Raw genomic sequence first — 16,820 nt, forward strand, 5'->3', positions numbered from 1 at the left:
TATGACGATTTTGCTGGTGCAGACTTTCCTCTTGCTGCTGGGGGCCTTTCTGCTCGGCGCCTCGCTCGCTTGCCTTGTCCGCCGCGCTTTCGCCGGCCGACAGCCGGAACCCGTCATCGTTGGCGGATCGCCGGGTTACGCTGCCGCTCCAGCCTCTCAGGCGGTGGTCCACGCTGGCGACGCAGACCGCTTCGGCCGCGCGCTGACCGGCGGGTACGAGGCCGCGCCGTTGCAGCCCGCTACGGGGCCTGTAATCGAAGTCCAGCCGCGACCGCCGGTGCGCGTTTCGCCGTTGATCGAGCCTGTCGATGTTCCCGCTCCGCCTGCCGAGACGCCGGCGGCGCCGGTTGCGGCTGCGCCCGAACCTGCTGTCGAAGCCGCACCTCAGCCAGAGCCTGTCCCGGCGTCCGAGCCCGAGGAGGCGAGCGCAGGGCAGAGTTATACGCAGGTGGCGCTGGCCGTGGCCGCCGGTGCGGCCGCTGCCGCGGCGGCCGGGGGGCTCGCTTCGCAAGCGAAGGAACCTTCGGCAGACGATACGGCGGTCGCCGCCGCTTTTGCGGGTACCAGGGCCGATGTCGACGGCGCCGATCTCAACACGTACACCGAAATCGCGTCCGGAGAGCCTTCGGGCGTCGATGCGTCCGATTTTGCAGAGGTCGCGCGCTCGGCGCGACCGGACGAGAGCGAAGCGCGCGACGATGCGGCTCAGGTCGAGCCCGCTGCCGTTGCAGATCTGGGTTCCGAGCCGGATAAATTCGACGGGCCGAGCTACACAGAAATTGCAATCGCAGGCGCAGGTCTCGCGGCTGCGGCTGGCGCACACATCGCGGCAAACGACGATAACAGCGAAGCGGCGGACGATACGGCCGATGTTTCCGAGGTCGATGATCTGCTTCCCGATGCGGATACGCCGCCAGCCGTGCTCGCCACCGAGGGCGACGATCTCACGCGCATTCGCTCCATCGACGCGGGTTTGAGGGGGCGGCTCAATCGCCTCGGCGTAACCCGTTTTGCCGAGATCGGCGGGTGGTCGGCTTCGGACCTCACCCACTTCAGTCAAAGCCTCGGCGTCGTTCCGGGCCGTATCGAGCAGGAGAACTGGGTCGGTCAGGCCCAGGTGCTCGCGAGCGGCGGCGTCACCGATTATGGGCGCGGGCGCGGCTCCGACGTTACGGAGAAGGCGGCCTTGCCGGCCGACGGCGAGCGGCTTCATCGCATCATCGGGATCGATCCCGAGTCTGAAGCTGTTCTGCGCGAAAACGGGGTGACGCGACTCACCGAGATCGCCGCTTGGACCGAGGACGATATTTTCCTTTACGAAGATGCGCTCGGTGCCCCGGGGCGTATCGGTCGCGAGAACTGGGTCGAGCAGGCCCGATTCCTCACGCGCGGTTCGAGTGTCGCAAGCGCCATCGAAAGCGTTTCCGCGCCGCTCGCCGGCGCGGCTGCTGCGGCCGCGGTGGTGGCCGCTATTCCATCCGAGGTCGAGGCCGAGCCAGCATCCGAAACGGACGACACTGTCGCCGTCGAAGACGAGGCCGATGCTCCATCCGCTGAAGCGGCGGCTGGCGAAACGGAGGGCTCCGATCCGGCTGCGGCTTTCTCCGGTCCCCGGAGCGAAGCGGTCGCGGGCTTGCGGTCGGTGCGCTCCGAGGCGCTGCGAGGTTCGGGAAGCGGGTTCGGAACGCCGGTCACGGGAGACGTGGACGATCTCAAGCGTATCCGCGGGATTGGGGTGCTGATCGAGAAAAAGCTGCATTCGCTCGGTGTGATCAGCTACGAGCAGGTCGCGAACTGGACCGGAGAGGACATCGATCGGATCAGTCAGTTGCTCGATTTCAAAGGCCGTATCGAGCGAGAGAACTGGATCGAGCAGGCGCGCATTCTGGCATCCGGCGGACAAACGGAATTTTCCCGCCGGGTCGACCGGGGCGAAGTGTAGCTTCGCCGAGGGTCAAATTTTCCAGCCGGAGTGGATCGCCGCGATGCCGCCCGTGAGATTGCGCACGGAGACGCGCTCGAAGCCTGCGCCACGGATCATGTCCGCGAACGCGTCCTGGTTCGGGAAGCGGCGGATGCTTTCGACGAGATAGCGGTAGGGCTCGGCCGAGCCTGCGGTCATCGCGCCGAGGCGCGGGATGATTTCGAACGAGTGGAAGTCGTAGAGCCGGTCGAGCAGCGGCACCTGACACTCGGAGAATTCGAGGCACAGAAAACGGCCCCCGATCTTCAGGATGCGGTGGGCTTCGGCAAGCGCCTGCTCGATGTGCGTGACGTTTCGAATACCGAACGCGATCGTATAGGCGTCGAAGGTGCCGTTCGGAAAGGGAAGCGCTTCGGCGTTGCCCTGCGTAAGGCGGATGCGATGATCGAGGCCTTTGGCCGCAACCTTCGTTTGTCCTTCCGCCAGCATCTCGGGGCTGATGTCGCACAGCACGGCCGTGGCGTTGGGGCCGGAGGCTTCGGCATAGCGAATGGCGATGTCGCCGGTGCCGCCTGCCACGTCCAAAAGCTGGAAGGCGCGCCCGGTCTTCGGCGCGCCGATCATGCTCACGAAGTCGGCCTTCCAAAGCCGATGCAGGCCGCCCGACATCAGGTCGTTCATCAGATCGTAGCGCGACGCCACCGACGAAAAGACGGCGTTGACGAGGCCTTGCCGCTCGGTTTCGGGGACGGTGCGGAACCCGAATGTGTTGGCGGTGCCGGTGTGCGGGGGCGAATTGGGTTCGTTCGACATGGCCGGATTTTAGAGCCCTTTGGTCCGCGATCAAAGCGGGCTTTTCGGAAGAGGGCGATTGCGCCGCAGACGCATCAAGCGCCGACCAGCAACTCGTGTCGGGCTTCGGTTGCAAGGTATTCGGCCACCGCGGTTGCGAGTACGGGCGCGAGCAGGAAGCCGTGGCGGAAGGCGCCGTTCACGACGATCCGGCGGCCCGCGTCCAGGATTTCGGCGCGCGGCATGTTGTCGGGGAATGCCGGGCGCAGGCCGGCGCCCGTCTCGACGATGGCTGCTTCGCCGAAGGCCGGGTGGAGCGTGTAGGCCGCGCCGAGCAGGGCGAGTGCGGATCGGACGGTGATGGGGCCCGTATCCTCGCTCTCGATGACGGTTGCGCCGATCAGGAAGTGGCCGTCCGGCCACGGAACGACGTAGAGCGGGTGCTGGGGATGCAGGAGACGCACGGGGCGGGACAGGCGGATCTCGTCGGTGCGGATCACGAGGCGTTCGCCGCGCACGCCGCGCAGATCGGGCAGTGCGCTTGCGGCTGCGTAGCCGCGGCAGTCGACGACGATGTCGTCCCGGTCCGTGCCGGACGGCGTCCAGTGCGTGCCGAGCTCGACGATGGCCCCCGCGTTTCGTGCGGCATCGAGGAGAAAGCGAAGCGCCGCGCCGGGCGCGAAATGCGCTTCGTCCGGGAAGTAGAGCGCGGATGCGAAGCGGCCCGAGAGATCCGGTTCGAGTGCGCCCAAGCCTTTTGAGTCAAGCGTTCGGGACGGTGCCGTGGCGGTTGCAAAGCGCGCGAACTCGGCGTGATCGCGAGGCGCGGCAACGACGAGGCTGCCGCTGTTCACGAGACCAGGATACGTGGCACGCCACAGGTCCAGCCCCTGCCACCCGAGCGTGCGGATGCGCGGCTCGGCTTCGCTTTCGCAACCCGGCGAAAGCATGACGCCTGCAAGGCGGCTCGCGCTCGCGGTGAAAGGCTCCGCGCTTTGCTCGACGAGGCGCACCCGATGGCCCGCGCGTGCCAGAGTGAGCGCCTGCCATACGCCGAAAATGCCCGCTCCGATAACCGTAATTGTCCGAGCGGATTTCCGCGCCGCGTGTTGAGGCTCGTCAGTCGCCAAGGGCCACTCCCTCGCGCCGTGGATCGGCGGCGCCTTCGAGGCCGCCTGTGCGGCGTGCGATGGCATGAAGCCCGGAGTTCATCAGGTCGGGCGCGATTTTGTGACCATAGCTCTTCAGCATCAGCCCCTTCCACACGGCCGACATGCCGTATTCGAGCTGCATCGCCTCGCCGGTGCTGCCGAAATTGGGGAGGTCGATTGCGGCTTGTGCGTCCAGTTCCCAGTCGACAAGGCCGATGAGGGTTTTGACGACGTAGAGAATGATGCGGTCGCCGCCCGGCGAGCCGAGTGTGGCGAACAGGTTTCCGTCGGCGTCGAACATGACGATGGGGGCCATGGTGGACCGCGGCCGTTTTCCGCCTTCGACGCGGTTGGCGATCGGACGGCCTTCGGCGTCGGACGGGCGGAAGGAGAAGTCGGTCAACTGGTTGTTGAGCAGGAAGCCTGCCGCGTACACGCCCGAGCCGAAGGCGCCTTCGATTGTGGTCGTGAGAGAGACGGTGTGGCCCTCCGCGTCGATCACGGAAAGATGGCTCGTTCCCGTCGCATCGAGCGAGGGATCGAGGCCCAGAGCGGCGCGGTCGGCACCCGGCGGGTCGCCCGGCTCGGCGCGTTCCATGGCGCGATCCGGGTCGATCAGCGCGCTTCGCGCGTCGAGATAGCCGGGATCGAGCAGGCCGGAAACGGGAACCGGGACGAACGCCGGGTCGGCGGCATAGCGGGCGCGGTCGGCGTAGGCCAGCCGCTCGGCCTCCGCGATGAGATGCATCGCCGGCACGTTCGCGGCGGCGTCGGGTCCGCGTCCGAGATCGAAGCGCTCGACCATCTTGAGGGTTTGCACGACGGCGAGACCGCCCGATGAGGGCGGGCCCATGGAACAGATGCGGTAGCCGCGATAGACGGCGCAGAGCGGGTCCCGTTCCACGACCTGGTAATTTGAGAGGTCATCGCGGGTGAGGTCGCTTGCCGCCTTTGGGGCTTCGCGCGCGGCCGTGACGACGGCGTCTGCAATCGCGCCCGCGTAAAATGCCTCCGCGCCCTGTTCGGCCAATGCTTGGAGTGTGGCTGCGTAATCGGGGTTCCGCAGGCGATGGCCGATGGGGCGCGGACTTCCGGTCGAATCGAAGAAATAGGTGCGCGCGGCGGGCGCGAACATGTCGGCCCCGAACCAGCGCAGCATGAAGTAGAGCCGCTGGGAGACTTCGAACCCATCGCGTGCCAGCCGGATCGCCGGATCGAACAGCTTGGCCCATGGCAACTTGCCGTGCTTTCTATGGGTGTGCTCAAGCAGACGGACGAGGCCCGGTGTGCCGATGCTGAGGCCGGAGTGGGCTGCGGCGGGCCAGGAGATCGGCGCGCCGTCCTTCATGAAGCGATCAGGCTGCGCGGTCGCCGGGGCGGTTTCACGGCCGTCGTAAGCTGCGAGTTTCTTCGCGGTCTCGTCCCAATGGAGGAGGAACGCGCCCCCGCCAAGGCCCGACGACTGGGGCTCCACCAAGCCGAGCATAAGTTGCGCCGCTATGGCCGCGTCCGTCGCCGAACCTCCTGCCGCCAGCATTTCGCGTCCGGCCTCCGACGCGTGCCGATTCGCGGTCGAAATCATGTAGCTCTTGGCGTGGGCGACCGATTTTTCGGTCCGCCCCGTGTGCGCTTCCGGTTCGAGCTGCTGACGCGGGACGGTGTGCTCTGCGTGCAGGACGCCTGCCGGGGCGGCGCAGAGGGCGAGCATGAGCGCGGCGATTCCCGCTCCTTTGGAACCTCTCATCGGCGCCATTTCACTGCTCGAGTCTCCATCAGCTCATTCTCCGGCCTCGCCAATTCCGATTCCCGTTCTATAGGCGCGAACGTTCGCTTGGAACCTCCGTCATTGCAGAGACGCGGGCGGGCGTCACCGGCGAGACCGCGCTCGGGCGACGAAAAAACGGCCGGAATGGGGGGAATCCATTCCGGCCGCGGGGGCATGTCCAGACACGACGCATCACGGGTACGCGGACGGCACCCAAGGGACACGAAGGTGAGGGGACGCAAGCAGCCTTCGGGGGAGGCGGCCTCCTGAATGAGGGGAGAGGCACGGCGAAGACAGGGCGACGGCAACACCAGGACGCAGACGCAACACAAACGAGACGCAACGAACTCAACTGGGACGCAACATTCCGACCGGCACTGGGGACGCAACGCAGGCGAATCCGATCGGTACGCAACATCAGGTATTCAACTGAGGCATTTAGAGCAGCCGGGGGACGGCGACGCGCTCACCAGAACGTTATGACGGGCGATTTTGTTCTTTTTTTGTTCTCAAATATTCCCGCTCTCAGGTTCTATCCCATAGAGGATCTACCGGAGGGCCAACTGCCGGAACTGCTTAGCAAATCAGCAAGCGTTGCACGGCTGCATCGGTCGTCAAACAAGTGGGCTGGCGTCGAGAATAAGACGGCCGGTGTGACTGCCCTGCTCTGCCGCGGTTTTTTCGGCTCAGCTATACGTCCTGTTATCAAATCTGGCCCAACATGCTGCGATGGCCCGGAGAGGGAACCGGCCTGGCGTAACGCGGCTTATTCAGCGGGAGTTGGAGTACATGGTGTTGTCGATGGCGAAAGTCGGCGGGTTCGTTGCAGCGGTGGTCGCAGTGGCCGCCCTGGCGGGATCTCCTGGCGTGGCCCACGCGCAGGCCGGCGGCAACGGCGGGCTTGCGGATCTGCTCTGGGGCGGGGAGCCGGAATTTGGCGGCGGCCGGCAGACGGTCACGTTCAATCCCGAATACAAGGCCGGGCAGATCATCGTCAGCTTCGGCGATCGCCGCCTTTATCTGATCACCAAGCCGGGCACGGCGCTGAGCTATCCGATTGCGATCCCTCGCGAGCAGAGCCGCTGGGAAGGCCGCACGACGGTTTCGTCGAAGCGCGAGAACCCCGATTGGCGTCCGACCCCCACGATGCTCAAGGAAAACCCCCGGTTGCCGAGCTGGGTGCCCGGCGGGCATCCGATGAACCCGCTCGGCGTGCGCGCGCTCTATCTCGGTTCGAGCCTCTATCGCATTCACGGTACCGACGCGCCGTGGACGATCGGTCAGGCGGTTTCGAAAGGCTGCATCCGCATGTTCAATGAGGACGTGCTGGACCTTTATCCGCGCGTGCCGACCGGCACGACCGTGACGGTGACCTGGGAGCGCTTCAAGACCGACGGCGTTCAGACGGCTGCTGCGCCGAACGAGACGCGGGCTCGTCCGCGCGGTCGCGCCTACCAGCGTCCGGCGGCCCGTCCGGCCCGGAGGACGTCTGAAGCCCCGAGCCGCGACCGCCCGGGCCCGCGCAAGGCTGGCTTCTTCATCGTTCCCGAGGATGAGGCGAACCCGGTTCGTCCGGAAGAGGGCATGGTCACGCGCTACAACCGGAACGTCGGCGGCGGGGCGATCTCGCGCGCGTCGCAGACGGTCGAGACATCGGAACTTGAGCCGGTCCGCTAAGGCGCACACTTCAGCTTTGAAATCGAAACGGGCGGCCGCGAAGTGCGTGGCCGCCCGTTTTCTTTTGGAGATTGTCTTGCCGCTCGCGATCCGCGCGGAGCGCGCGCTGGTGTCAGCTCTGCGGGGCGAGGCAGGCCTTGAGGCCGGACGTGAGATTGCGAAGGAGCGTTTCGTAGGCGGCCGGGCCGGGTTCCAGCAGGGCGCCTTCCGGGTCCAGGGTGCCCGCGCGGGCGGTCGTCCCTTCGATGACCGCCTCCACGAGACGCGGCTGGAACTGCGGTTCCGCGAACACGCAACTCGCTTCCAGCGCTCCGAGCCGCTGGCGAATCTCGGTCAGGCGCTTTGCGGACGGGCGAACCTCGGGGCTCAGTGTGATCGAGCCCACCGGCGCAAGGTCGAACCGGCGCTCGAAATATTGATAGGCGTCGTGGAAGACAACGTAGGGCTTGCCTTTTACGGGCGCCAAATCGCGTGCGATCTCGGCTTCGAGCGTATCCAAAGCGGCGGCGGCGCGGTTGGCATTGGCGCGAAACGTATCGGCATGATCGGGTGCGGCCTCCGAGAGTGCGCGCGCGATTTCGGTCAGCATCTTGCGGGCGTTTTGCGGGTCGAGCCAGACGTGGCCGTCGATTTCGTGCGCCGCGTGGGCGTGCGGCTCGGCGTGATCATGGTCATGATCGTGATGAGCGTGGTCGGCGGCCTTATGGTCGTGGTCATGATCGTGCTTGTGCCCGTGACCGTGCTTATGGTCATGACCGCCGTGCTTCTTCTTTCCATGATCGTGATGATCATGTTTGTGATCGGCCCCGTGGCTGTGGTCGTGATCGTGCGCCTCGAAGGTTTCCCCGCGGCGGATGGGGAGGAGTTCGATGCCGGGCGAGTCGGCCAGCGTGACGACGCGCACGCTTTCTGGGAGCGCTTCGACAATCTTGCTCGTGAAGGGTTCGACGGTTTCGGACACGCGGAAAAAGACGTCGGCCTGGTGCAGCGCGCGCGCGTCGGATGGTTTCAGCGCGTAGGTGTGGGGCGAGGCCGCACCCCGGACGAGGAGGCTTGGCGCGCCGACGCCTTCCATGACCTGCGCGACAAGCGCGTGGATCGGTTTGATGGTCGCGGTCACTTTCAGCTCATCGGCGATGGCGGCGGTTCCGCTCAGGAGCGTGCCGACGAGCAGGGCGAGGGCCGTTGCCGTGCGGGATGCACGAGCGAGCCTCGTTTCGGAGTTTGGCGGGGTGACGATCACGGACGGCTGCTCCCTTACGGCTTAAGATCGGAACGGATACTATAACATCCATTTCGGCGCAACAGAGGCAAGGCCGCCTTGCTTCTGCTCCATTCTAGGGCTCGTCTCCCGGGCCGGCACCTAGCTGGGTTTGACGTTCATCGCCGGTATTGCGCGGTAAGGCGGGTGCCCGCGTCTTGAAGCGCGGGGAGATGTGCTAAACATAGTGTCGGTATTCGATGCCGGTGTTTTTCTGACCGCACGAGGAGGCTTGAGGTGCATTCATTCTGGTCAGCGGCGGCTGGCGCGCTGGCGCTCGGGCTGGCGTTTCTGCTCGGAGCTTCTCCCTCGGCGGCGCATCCTCACGTGTGGGTTACGGTCGAGACGACCGTCGTCTACGAGGACGGGCGTATCTCTGGCCTCCGGCACCGTTGGGTGTTCGACGAGCTTTACGCCGCCATGGCGATCCAAGGGCTCGATGCCGACGGCGACGGCGTTTACTCGCGGGAAGAGCTTGCCGAGCTTGCGCAGGTCAACATCGACGGCCTCAAGGAATTTCAATACTTCACCTATTCGAAGCTGGGCGAGACGCGGCTCGCGCACAAAGATCCGGTCGATTACTACCTTGAGCACAAGGACGACGAGCTTGCGCTGCACTTTACGCTTCCACTCGATCAGCCCGTTATGGCGGACGCCCAAGGGTTCAGCTTCTCGGTGTTCGACGAAAGCTTCTTCATCGCCTTCGACTTCAGGGAGAACGAGCCGGTGAAGCTGAGTGCGGGCGCGCCCGAAGGATGCGAGGCCAGCATTGGCGTGCCGGAAAACGAACTGATCGAGTTCAAAGCCCTCAACGATGCGTTCGGAGGCGCTCTTTCGGCAGGCGATGCAAACCAGGGCATGGGGCTCGGTTACGCGCGCACCGTTACGCTCGGCTGCAAGAAATCATGATGCGAATTCAGTCTCTCATCGGGGCGCTTTTCGTCTGCCTCGCCGTGTCCTGGAGTGCGCTTGCGCAGTCGGACACGCGGCCGTCGCCGTTCGGCATCCCTGTGCCGGGACAGGCGCAGGGCCAGTCGCCGCAAACGGCGGAGCGGAGCGTGTTGCGCGATGCGTGGTCTTGGCTGCTCATGCAACAGCAACGGCTCAACCGCGAGATGGCTGCCGCCGTGCGCCAGATGAAATCCGGCAGCGTGCTCGATGCGACGCTGCTGCTGGCGTTCATCGGGTTCTCTTATGGTGTGCTGCATGCGGCCGGGCCTGGGCACGGGAAGGCGGTGATCTCGTCCTATGTGCTGGCCAATCACGAGACGGTGCGGCGCGGAATTCTGCTGTCGTTCCTGGCGGCCTTCATCCAGGCGCTGTCGGCTATAGCCATCGTCGGGCTGCTGGCGGTCGCGCTCAACGCCACGCGTGTGGAGATCAACGCGGCGGAGGGTTGGATCGAGACGATCAGTTGGGCGTTCGTCGCGCTGATCGGGGCGTGGCTGCTCTACAGCCAGATCGCGGCCCTCGTGCGCCGCCGCTCCGAGCGGCAGGCTGTAGCGAGCACTGCGCATACGCATACGCACGGTGCGTCGTGCTGCGGGCACGATCACGATCACGAGCATGACCACAGACACGACCATGGGCATCGCCATGCCCACGATCACGAGCACACTCACAAATCCCAGGACGCTCACGCGGCGTGCGAGACCTGCGGACATGCCCATATCCCCGATCCCACCCAGCTCAGGGGGCCGATGTCCTGGAGTAAGGCGCTGGCGATTGCATTCTCGGTCGGGATCCGGCCTTGCACGGGCGCCATCCTGATCCTCGTTTTTGCGCTGAGCCAGGGACTGCTGCTCGCGGGCGTGTTCGCAACGTTTGCGATGGCGTTCGGCACGGCGATCACGGTGTCGGTTCTGGCGGCGCTGGCCGTCGGCTCGCGTGAACTTGCAAAGCGCATGGCCGGTGGCGACGGGCGTTTAGCGGGCTTCGTGACGTCCGGCATCGGTATCGGCGGAGCCGCGCTCGTGTTCGTGCTCGGCGCAAGCTTCTTCGTCGGCTCCCTCGGACCGGGTGGGCCGCTTTAGCCTTTTCGACGGTTCCGTTGCGTTCTAAAGGTTGGGCGTTTTAAAGGTTGGCGCGTCGTCTCCGCCCGCCTTGGGGTGTTTCATGAAGCTCTATCGCGCCTTCGCTACCGTCGGCGGCTTGACCCTCGCCTCGCGTGTCCTCGGGTTTCTGCGCGACATCGCCTTCGCGTGGGGGTTCGGTGCGGGCATGGTGGCGGATGCGTTCGCGGTCGCCTTCCGGTTTCCCAATCTCTTCCGGCGGCTGTTCGGCGAGGGCGCGTTCAACTCCGCGTTCATTCCATTGTTCGCCAAGGAGCTCGAAGGCAACGGGCGGGACGCTGCGCGCAGTTTTGCGGAAGAAGCACTTGCAGGATTGGCGGCGGTGCTGGTGGCGCTCACGATCGTCGCCATCGTTGCCATGCCGTGGCTGATGTACCTGCTCGCGCCGGGCTTTAGCGCGACACCGGAGAAGTTCGATCTCGCCGTCCTGATGACGCAGATCACGTTCCCGTATCTGCTCTGCATGTCGCTGGTTGCCCTGTTCTCGGGCGTGCTCAACACGTTCGGAAAGTTCGTCGAAAGCTCGGCGGTGTCCATCGTGCTCAACGGCACGCTGCTCGCAGGCATTCTCGTATCGTACTGGCTCGGCTATCTGGATAGTCCTGAGGGCGGAATCGTACAGGCGATTGCGGTGTTCGTTGCCGGCGTGCTGCAGCTCTGGCTGCTGATCGACGGTCTGCGGCGCAACAACTTTTCGCTCAAGCTGCGCCGGCCGCGCATGACGCCCGGAATGCGCCGCCTCGTCACGCTCGGTATCCCCGGTGTGATCGCGGGAGGCGTGACGCAGCTCAACATCATGATCGGCACGATCATCGCCTCGATGCAGCCGGGCGCCGTCTCGCAGCTTTTCTACGCGGACAGGCTGTATGAGCTTCCGCTTGCCATCGTCGGCATCGCTGTCGGCGTCGTGCTGCTGCCGGACGTGGCGCGTCAGCTCCGGGCGGGCAACGAGACCGGCGCGGTCGAGAGCCAGAACCGGGCGCTCGAATTCGCGATGCTGCTGACGGTGCCTGCGGCGGTAGCGCTTGCCGTGGTGCCGGGCGAGATCGTGCAGGTGCTGTTCGAGCGCGGGGCGTTCACGGCGTCGGATACGGCGAACACGTCGGCCGTTCTCGCCGTGTTCGCGCTGGGGCTGCCGGCGTTCGTGCTGATCAAGGTTCTCTCGCCCGCCTACTTTGCGCGCGAGGATACGAAAACGCCGATGCGATATGCCGTCATCAGCCTGACGGCGAATACGCTGGGCTCGATTGCGTTGTTCTTCTGGTTTCGCAGCCTGGGGTGGCTGCCGCATCTCGGCATTGCGGTGGCGACGGCGATTGGCGGATGGCTCAACGCGGCACTCCTCTGGGTCACGCTGATCAAGCGGGGGCATTTTATGCTCGACCGGCCGATGATCCTTTCCATCGCCAAGATCGCGTTTGCAAGTGCGGCGATGGGGGTCGCTCTCTTCGTTGCAGCGGAATTTCTTGCCGATTGGTTTGGACGCGATCGGAGCTTCCTGACGCACATGGGCGGCCTCGCAAGCCTGATCGCGGCGGGTTTTGCCGTGTACGCCCTGGCCGTTCTGGCAACTGGCGCGCTCAGGATCGGGCAATTGCGGAAAGCGCTGCGGCGGGGCTGATCGCGGGCCAGTAAGCGTCTTGCGCGACGGCGTGCCGCGGGCCATAACCTCGCGCCGAGACGGCCGATTGGTGCGGGACGAGGAACTATGACGATCAAGGAACGCGTTTTCTCCGGCATGCAGCCGACCGGCAGCCTGCACCTCGGCAACTATCTCGGGGCGATGGTGCAGTGGATCCAGATGCAGGAGACGCACGAGTGCATCTACTGCGTCGTCGATCTTCATGCGATCACGGTGTGGCAGGAGCCGAAGGAGCTTCGGCACGCCATCCGTCAGGTGACGGCGGCCTATATCGCGTCCGGTCTCGATCCCAAGAAGAGCATTCTGTTCAACCAGAGCCAGGTGTCTGCGCACGCGGAGCTGGCGTGGATCTTCAATTGCGTGGCCCGCCTCGGCTGGCTCAACCGCATGACGCAGTTCAAGGAGAAGGCGGGCAAGGACCGCGAGAACGCATCCGTCGGTCTATATGCCTATCCGAACCTGATGGCGGCGGACATTCTCGCCTATCGCGCGACGCACGTGCCTGTCGGCGAGGATCAGAAGCAGCACCTCGAACTGGCGCGCGATATCGCGCAGAAGTTCAACAACGATTTCCGCGAGCAAATCGTGGCCGCGGGACATGAGGACGGCGTGTTCTTCCCGCAGCCGGAGCCGGTGATCACGGGTCCTGCCACGCGCGTGATGAGCCTGCGCGACGGCACGAAGAAGATGTCGAAGTCGGAGCCGTCCGACATGAGCCGCATCAACCTGATGGATGACACGGACAAGATCGCCGACAAGATCAAGCGCGCGAAGACGGACATGGAGCCCGCGCCGCCTACGGATATCGAAGCGCTGAAGGCGCGGCCAGAAATCGACAATCTCGTCGGCATTTACGCCGCTCTGGCTGGGATCTCGAAAGAAGAGGGCCTGAAGGCGCTGCAGGATACTGCGAGCGAGGGTCCGAGCATCTTTACGGGGCTCAAGCGCGTGCTGACCGAGGTTGCGGTCGAGAAGCTCGGGCCCATCCGTGCCGAGATCGTGCGCCTGATGGACGATCCGGCGGAGATCGACCGCGTGCTGGCCGACGGCTCGGCGCGGGCTCGCGCCATCGCGGTTCCGATCCTGGCGGACGTCAAAGATATTGTCGGGCTCATCCGTTCGTGAGGGTGGCCAGCGTTTCGCGCTTACGCATCCGTTGTGAACGTGCGCGGCACGTGGCAGCATCGCCTCCATGACGGTCGAATTCAAAAAACGGCGTGCGTTCGAGCCGGGGCATGCCCGCAAGTTCCTGCTCGTCATCGACGACAGCCCCGAGGTCGAGCGCGCGCTCTACTATGCGGCGGCGCGTGTCGTGCGCTCTTCGGGAATGATCACGATGCTCTACGTGATCGAGCCGCAGGAGTTCCAGCATTGGGCGGGCGTCAAGCAGGTGCAGATCGAGGAAGAGACGCTGAAGGCGCGGGCGCTGTTCCGTTTGCTCAAGCGCAAGCTTCATCAGGTCGGCTTCGAGAATATCCTGGTTGAAGAACTCGTCCGCGAGGGGCTCAAAGGCGAGGAGATCATGAAGACGATCGCCGAGGACGAGGATGTTTCGATCCTGGTGCTGGGGGCCTCCACGGACCCCAAGGGGCCGGGGCCGCTGGTTTCGACACTCGCGGCCGGGACGGGGGCCGGTGCTTTTCCGATCCCGATTACGGTGGTTCCTGGAAACCTTGCCTTCGACGACATCATAGCGCTGGCCTGAGCCGTCTTCGAATGCGACGGCGCTTACCATAAATCATTGTGAGATGCCCGACGTCCAAGCTAGACAATTCGCCAAGCGCATCTTATTTACTGGAACAATTCTAAAAAAGCTCGATCTATGGCCGCGAACGCCGCGGCTTCGAGGAGACGACATCATGTTTATCCAGACGGAAGCCACTCCGAACCCGCAGACCCTGAAATTCATTCCCGGAAAGCCCGTGCTGGCGGACGGCACAGCCGATTTCCGCGCCAAAGCCGACGCCGGGGCGTCGCCGCTCGCGAGCCGGCTGTTCGACATCGACGGCGTTGCGGGCGTGTTCCTCGGTTCCGACTTCATCTCGGTGACGAAGGGCGAGGCCGAGTGGCAGCACCTGAAGCCCATGATCCTCGGCGCGATCATGGAGCACTACATGTCGGGCGACGAGGTCGTGGACGCCGATGGCGCGAACGACGAAGCGGAGGGTGCCTACGACGCCGAGGATGCGGACGTCGTCGCCACCATCAAGGAACTGCTGGAAACTCGCGTTCGTCCGGCCGTGGCGCAGGACGGCGGCGACATCACGTTTGCGGGCTTCCGCGACGGGACGGTCTATCTCCATATGCGCGGCGCGTGCGCGGGCTGCCCTTCATCGACGGCGACGCTGCGGCACGGAATCGAGAACCTGCTTCGGCACTTCTGCCCCGAGGTCGAAGAGGTGCAGGCCGTCTGAGCCTTCGCGCTGGAGAGCTCCATGAGAACCCCGCCTTTCCGGCGGGGTTCTTTTTTGCGTATCGTATGCCCACTTACGCTAGCAAACCCGCCAACTAAAGGACGTCTCTCCCATGTCGCACGCTCTGGACGATGCCGCTCTCGCGCAGCTCTTTCTCGAAGCCCGCACGCACAATGCTTGGCAGCAGAAGGACGTGCCCGACAGTCTGCTCGTCCGGCTGGTCGATGTGCTGAAGATGGGGCCGACCAGCGCCAACTGCTCTCCGGCGCGGTTCGTGTTCGTGAAAAGCGCCGAGGCGAAAGAGCGTCTGAAGCCGTTCCTGTCGGCCGGAAATCTCGAAAAGACAATGACCGCGCCGGTGACGGCGATCATCGGCAACGATCTCGAATTCTACGAGCATCTGCCGAAGCTCTTTCCGCATACGGATGCGAAGAGCTGGTTCACCGGCAAGCCCGAGCATGCTCGCGAGACCGCGTTCCGTAACGGCACGCTGCAGGGGGCCTATCTCATTCTCGCGGCGCGCGCGCTGGGGCTCGATACGGGGGCGATGTCCGGCTTCGACAAGGACGGCGTGACGAAAGAGTTCTTTGCCGGCACCAAGGTCGAAGCGAATTTCCTCTGCAACATTGGCTATGGCGATCCGTCTAAGCTTCTGCCGCGCCATCCGCGCTTCTCGTTCGACGAGATCGCGACGGTGATCTGAGCGGCGGCGCGTTCGATCCAGCCGAGGCCAGGGGAGGGCAGGGCGTTCTGCTGCGGTGCACGGGCTCCGTAGGCGCCCTGTTTTTTCCGACTGCGATCTGTTCCGATCATCCTTGCGTTGCGCGCATGAGCATAAGGTGTAGGCTGGCCGCCCATGAATACGCTCGCTTTCGACACCTGCTTCGGCGCCTGCTCGGTGGCTGCAACCTGGTCCTTGCCTGAGGGTGTGGGCCGCGCCTTTCGCTTCGAGCGGATGGTGCGAGGGCATGCCGAGCGCTTGCTGCCGATGGTGGCCGAAGCGATGGCGGAGGCGCCGTTCGCCTTTTCCGAAATCGAGCGCATCGTGGTGACGACGGGGCCTGGAACATTCACCGGCCAGCGTGTCGGGATCGCGGCCGCGCGTGCCTTTTCGCTTGCTACAGGTGCGCCGGTCGCGCCGCTGTCGAGCCTTGAGGTCATGGCTCACACGGCGGCGCACGAACTTGGGGCGGAGGCTACGGGAAAGACGCTGGCCGCTGCCGTCGATGCGCGGCGCGATGAGATCTATGTCCAGGCGTTTGCGGGGCCGGAATGGACTGCGCTCGATGCCCCAGCCCTGCTCACGCCCGATGTGGCCGTGCGCATGCTCGAAGGCCGTGACGTGCTCGCGGTCGGCTCGGGTGCGGGATTGCTCGCGGAGGCGGGGCGCAACGCCGGCGTTGCCGTTGCGGCGCGGCTCGCGGCGCTCGAACCGGACATCCGTTTTGTTCCGGAGGCGGCCATCGTGCTGTCCAAGATGCCGCCAAAGCCGCTCTATCTCCGGCCGCCCGATGCGAAACCGCAGGACGGAAAATCGCTCGCGAGGGTGCCATGACGGACGCAGCGCCTTTCGATGCCAAGTACGTTTCGCTTTTATGGGCTGCGCCGGAGCAAGCCGCGGAGATTGCGGGCATCCATGCGCAGTTGTTCTCGCCGCCCTGGAGCGAGGAGAGCGTGCGCGGCCTGCTGGATCATCCGGCTTCGACGGCGTTTCTCGCCGTGCTCGGGGGGCAACCCAAGACAACGGTTGGTTTCGTCATGGCGCAGCTTGCCGCAGACGAGGCCGAGATCCTTTCGGTCGGTGTGCTTCCCGACTGGCAACGCAAGGGGATCGGGCGCCGCCTGATCGACGGTGTCGCGCGTGCCGTGCAGCGGGCGGAAGCTAAGACGCTCTTTCTCGAAGTGGCGGCCGACAACGATGCAGCGATCGAGCTTTATACTCGCGCGGGATTTCTCGGCACCGGCCTTCGACGCGGCTACTATGAGCGTACCGGGCAAGCGCCCGTCGATGCCGTGACGCTGGCGCTCAAGCTTTAGGCCGCGCCGCCAGCCGCCAGAAAAACACCGTCGCGAAAGGGTTAGATTTCCTTGCTATCGTGCGCCTCTTTTCGGCGCGGGGCCG

The 16,820-nt window shown here is 65.0% G+C and carries 15 protein-coding genes; 11 read left to right on the forward strand and 4 right to left on the reverse strand.

Annotation, left to right across the window (positions count from 1 at the left end):
• Position 1 precedes the first annotated feature (1 nt).
• Positions 2-1,942: a hypothetical protein gene (locus tag W911_RS18330; RefSeq protein ID WP_023786886.1), complete on the forward strand. Its 1,941-nt coding sequence runs from the start codon at positions 2-4 to the stop codon at positions 1,940-1,942.
• A 12-nt stretch (positions 1,943-1,954) separates the two neighbouring features.
• Here the strand turns inward: W911_RS18330 and ubiE are convergent, their stop codons facing one another.
• The 3 genes from ubiE to ggt all read right to left on the reverse strand — a co-directional run bounded on the left by ubiE (position 1,955) and on the right by ggt (position 5,611).
• The gene (gene ubiE, locus W911_RS07250; RefSeq protein WP_023786887.1) at positions 1,955-2,737 is read right to left on the reverse strand and encodes a bifunctional demethylmenaquinone methyltransferase/2-methoxy-6-polyprenyl-1,4-benzoquinol methylase UbiE; all 783 of its coding nucleotides are present in this window, start codon (positions 2,735-2,737) and stop codon (positions 1,955-1,957) included.
• Positions 2,738-2,811: 74 nt separating this feature from the next.
• Positions 2,812-3,846, reverse strand: coding sequence for an FAD-dependent oxidoreductase (locus W911_RS07255; RefSeq protein WP_244438630.1), 1,035 nt, complete (start codon positions 3,844-3,846; stop codon positions 2,812-2,814).
• Positions 3,836-5,611, reverse strand: a complete 1,776-nt coding sequence (ggt, locus tag W911_RS07260; RefSeq protein WP_244438632.1) for a gamma-glutamyltransferase — start codon at positions 5,609-5,611, stop codon at positions 3,836-3,838. Before ggt ends, W911_RS07255 begins: the two co-directional genes overlap by 11 nt.
• Before the next feature lie 810 nt (positions 5,612-6,421).
• On the opposite strand from ggt, the gene W911_RS07265 reads away from it, so the two are divergent.
• Positions 6,422-7,309, forward strand: a complete 888-nt coding sequence (locus W911_RS07265) for a L,D-transpeptidase (RefSeq protein ID WP_023786890.1) — start codon at positions 6,422-6,424, stop codon at positions 7,307-7,309.
• Positions 7,310-7,421: 112 nt separating this feature from the next.
• Here W911_RS07265 and W911_RS07270 read toward each other — a convergent pair whose 3' ends face one another.
• On the reverse strand, positions 7,422-8,552 hold the full coding sequence (locus W911_RS07270; RefSeq protein ID WP_023786891.1) for a zinc ABC transporter substrate-binding protein: 1,131 nt from the start codon (positions 8,550-8,552) through the stop codon (positions 7,422-7,424).
• A gap of 255 nt (positions 8,553-8,807) precedes the next feature.
• On the opposite strand from W911_RS07270, the gene W911_RS07275 reads away from it, so the two are divergent.
• The 9 genes from W911_RS07275 (at position 8,808) to rimI (ending at position 16,735) form a co-directional block, all read left to right on the forward strand.
• On the forward strand, positions 8,808-9,479 hold the full coding sequence (locus W911_RS07275; RefSeq protein WP_023786892.1) for a DUF1007 family protein: 672 nt from the start codon (positions 8,808-8,810) through the stop codon (positions 9,477-9,479).
• A complete protein-coding gene (locus W911_RS07280; RefSeq protein WP_023786893.1) occupies positions 9,479-10,603 on the forward strand; it encodes a nickel/cobalt transporter in 1,125 nt (374 codons plus the stop codon). The genes W911_RS07275 and W911_RS07280 overlap by 1 nt, the downstream gene beginning before the upstream one ends.
• 82 nt (positions 10,604-10,685) lie before the next feature.
• A complete protein-coding gene (gene murJ / locus W911_RS07285) occupies positions 10,686-12,263 on the forward strand; it encodes a murein biosynthesis integral membrane protein MurJ (RefSeq protein WP_023786894.1) in 1,578 nt (525 codons plus the stop codon).
• A gap of 87 nt (positions 12,264-12,350) precedes the next feature.
• Complete coding sequence (gene trpS, locus W911_RS07290) at positions 12,351-13,409, forward strand: tryptophan--tRNA ligase (RefSeq protein ID WP_023786895.1); 1,059 nt, start codon at positions 12,351-12,353, stop codon at positions 13,407-13,409.
• 67 nt (positions 13,410-13,476) lie between these two features.
• Entirely contained in the window at positions 13,477-13,989 is a 513-nt protein-coding gene (locus tag W911_RS07295; RefSeq protein ID WP_023786896.1) for a universal stress protein, read from the forward strand.
• A 154-nt stretch (positions 13,990-14,143) separates the two neighbouring features.
• Positions 14,144-14,698, forward strand: a complete 555-nt coding sequence (locus W911_RS07300; RefSeq protein WP_023786897.1) for a NifU family protein — start codon at positions 14,144-14,146, stop codon at positions 14,696-14,698.
• Positions 14,699-14,810: 112 nt separating this feature from the next.
• On the forward strand, positions 14,811-15,401 hold the full coding sequence (locus tag W911_RS07305) for a malonic semialdehyde reductase (RefSeq protein ID WP_023786898.1): 591 nt from the start codon (positions 14,811-14,813) through the stop codon (positions 15,399-15,401).
• 153 nt (positions 15,402-15,554) lie between these two features.
• Complete coding sequence (gene tsaB / locus W911_RS07310) at positions 15,555-16,253, forward strand: tRNA (adenosine(37)-N6)-threonylcarbamoyltransferase complex dimerization subunit type 1 TsaB (RefSeq protein WP_023786899.1); 699 nt, start codon at positions 15,555-15,557, stop codon at positions 16,251-16,253.
• Positions 16,250-16,735: a ribosomal protein S18-alanine N-acetyltransferase gene (gene rimI / locus W911_RS07315; RefSeq protein WP_023786900.1), complete on the forward strand. Its 486-nt coding sequence runs from the start codon at positions 16,250-16,252 to the stop codon at positions 16,733-16,735. Before tsaB ends, rimI begins: the two co-directional genes overlap by 4 nt.
• Positions 16,736-16,820: the final 85 nt, after the last annotated feature.

The sequence above is a fragment of the Hyphomicrobium nitrativorans NL23 genome, assembly GCF_000503895.1.
GTDB lineage: Bacteria > Pseudomonadota > Alphaproteobacteria > Rhizobiales > Hyphomicrobiaceae > Hyphomicrobium_C > Hyphomicrobium_C nitrativorans.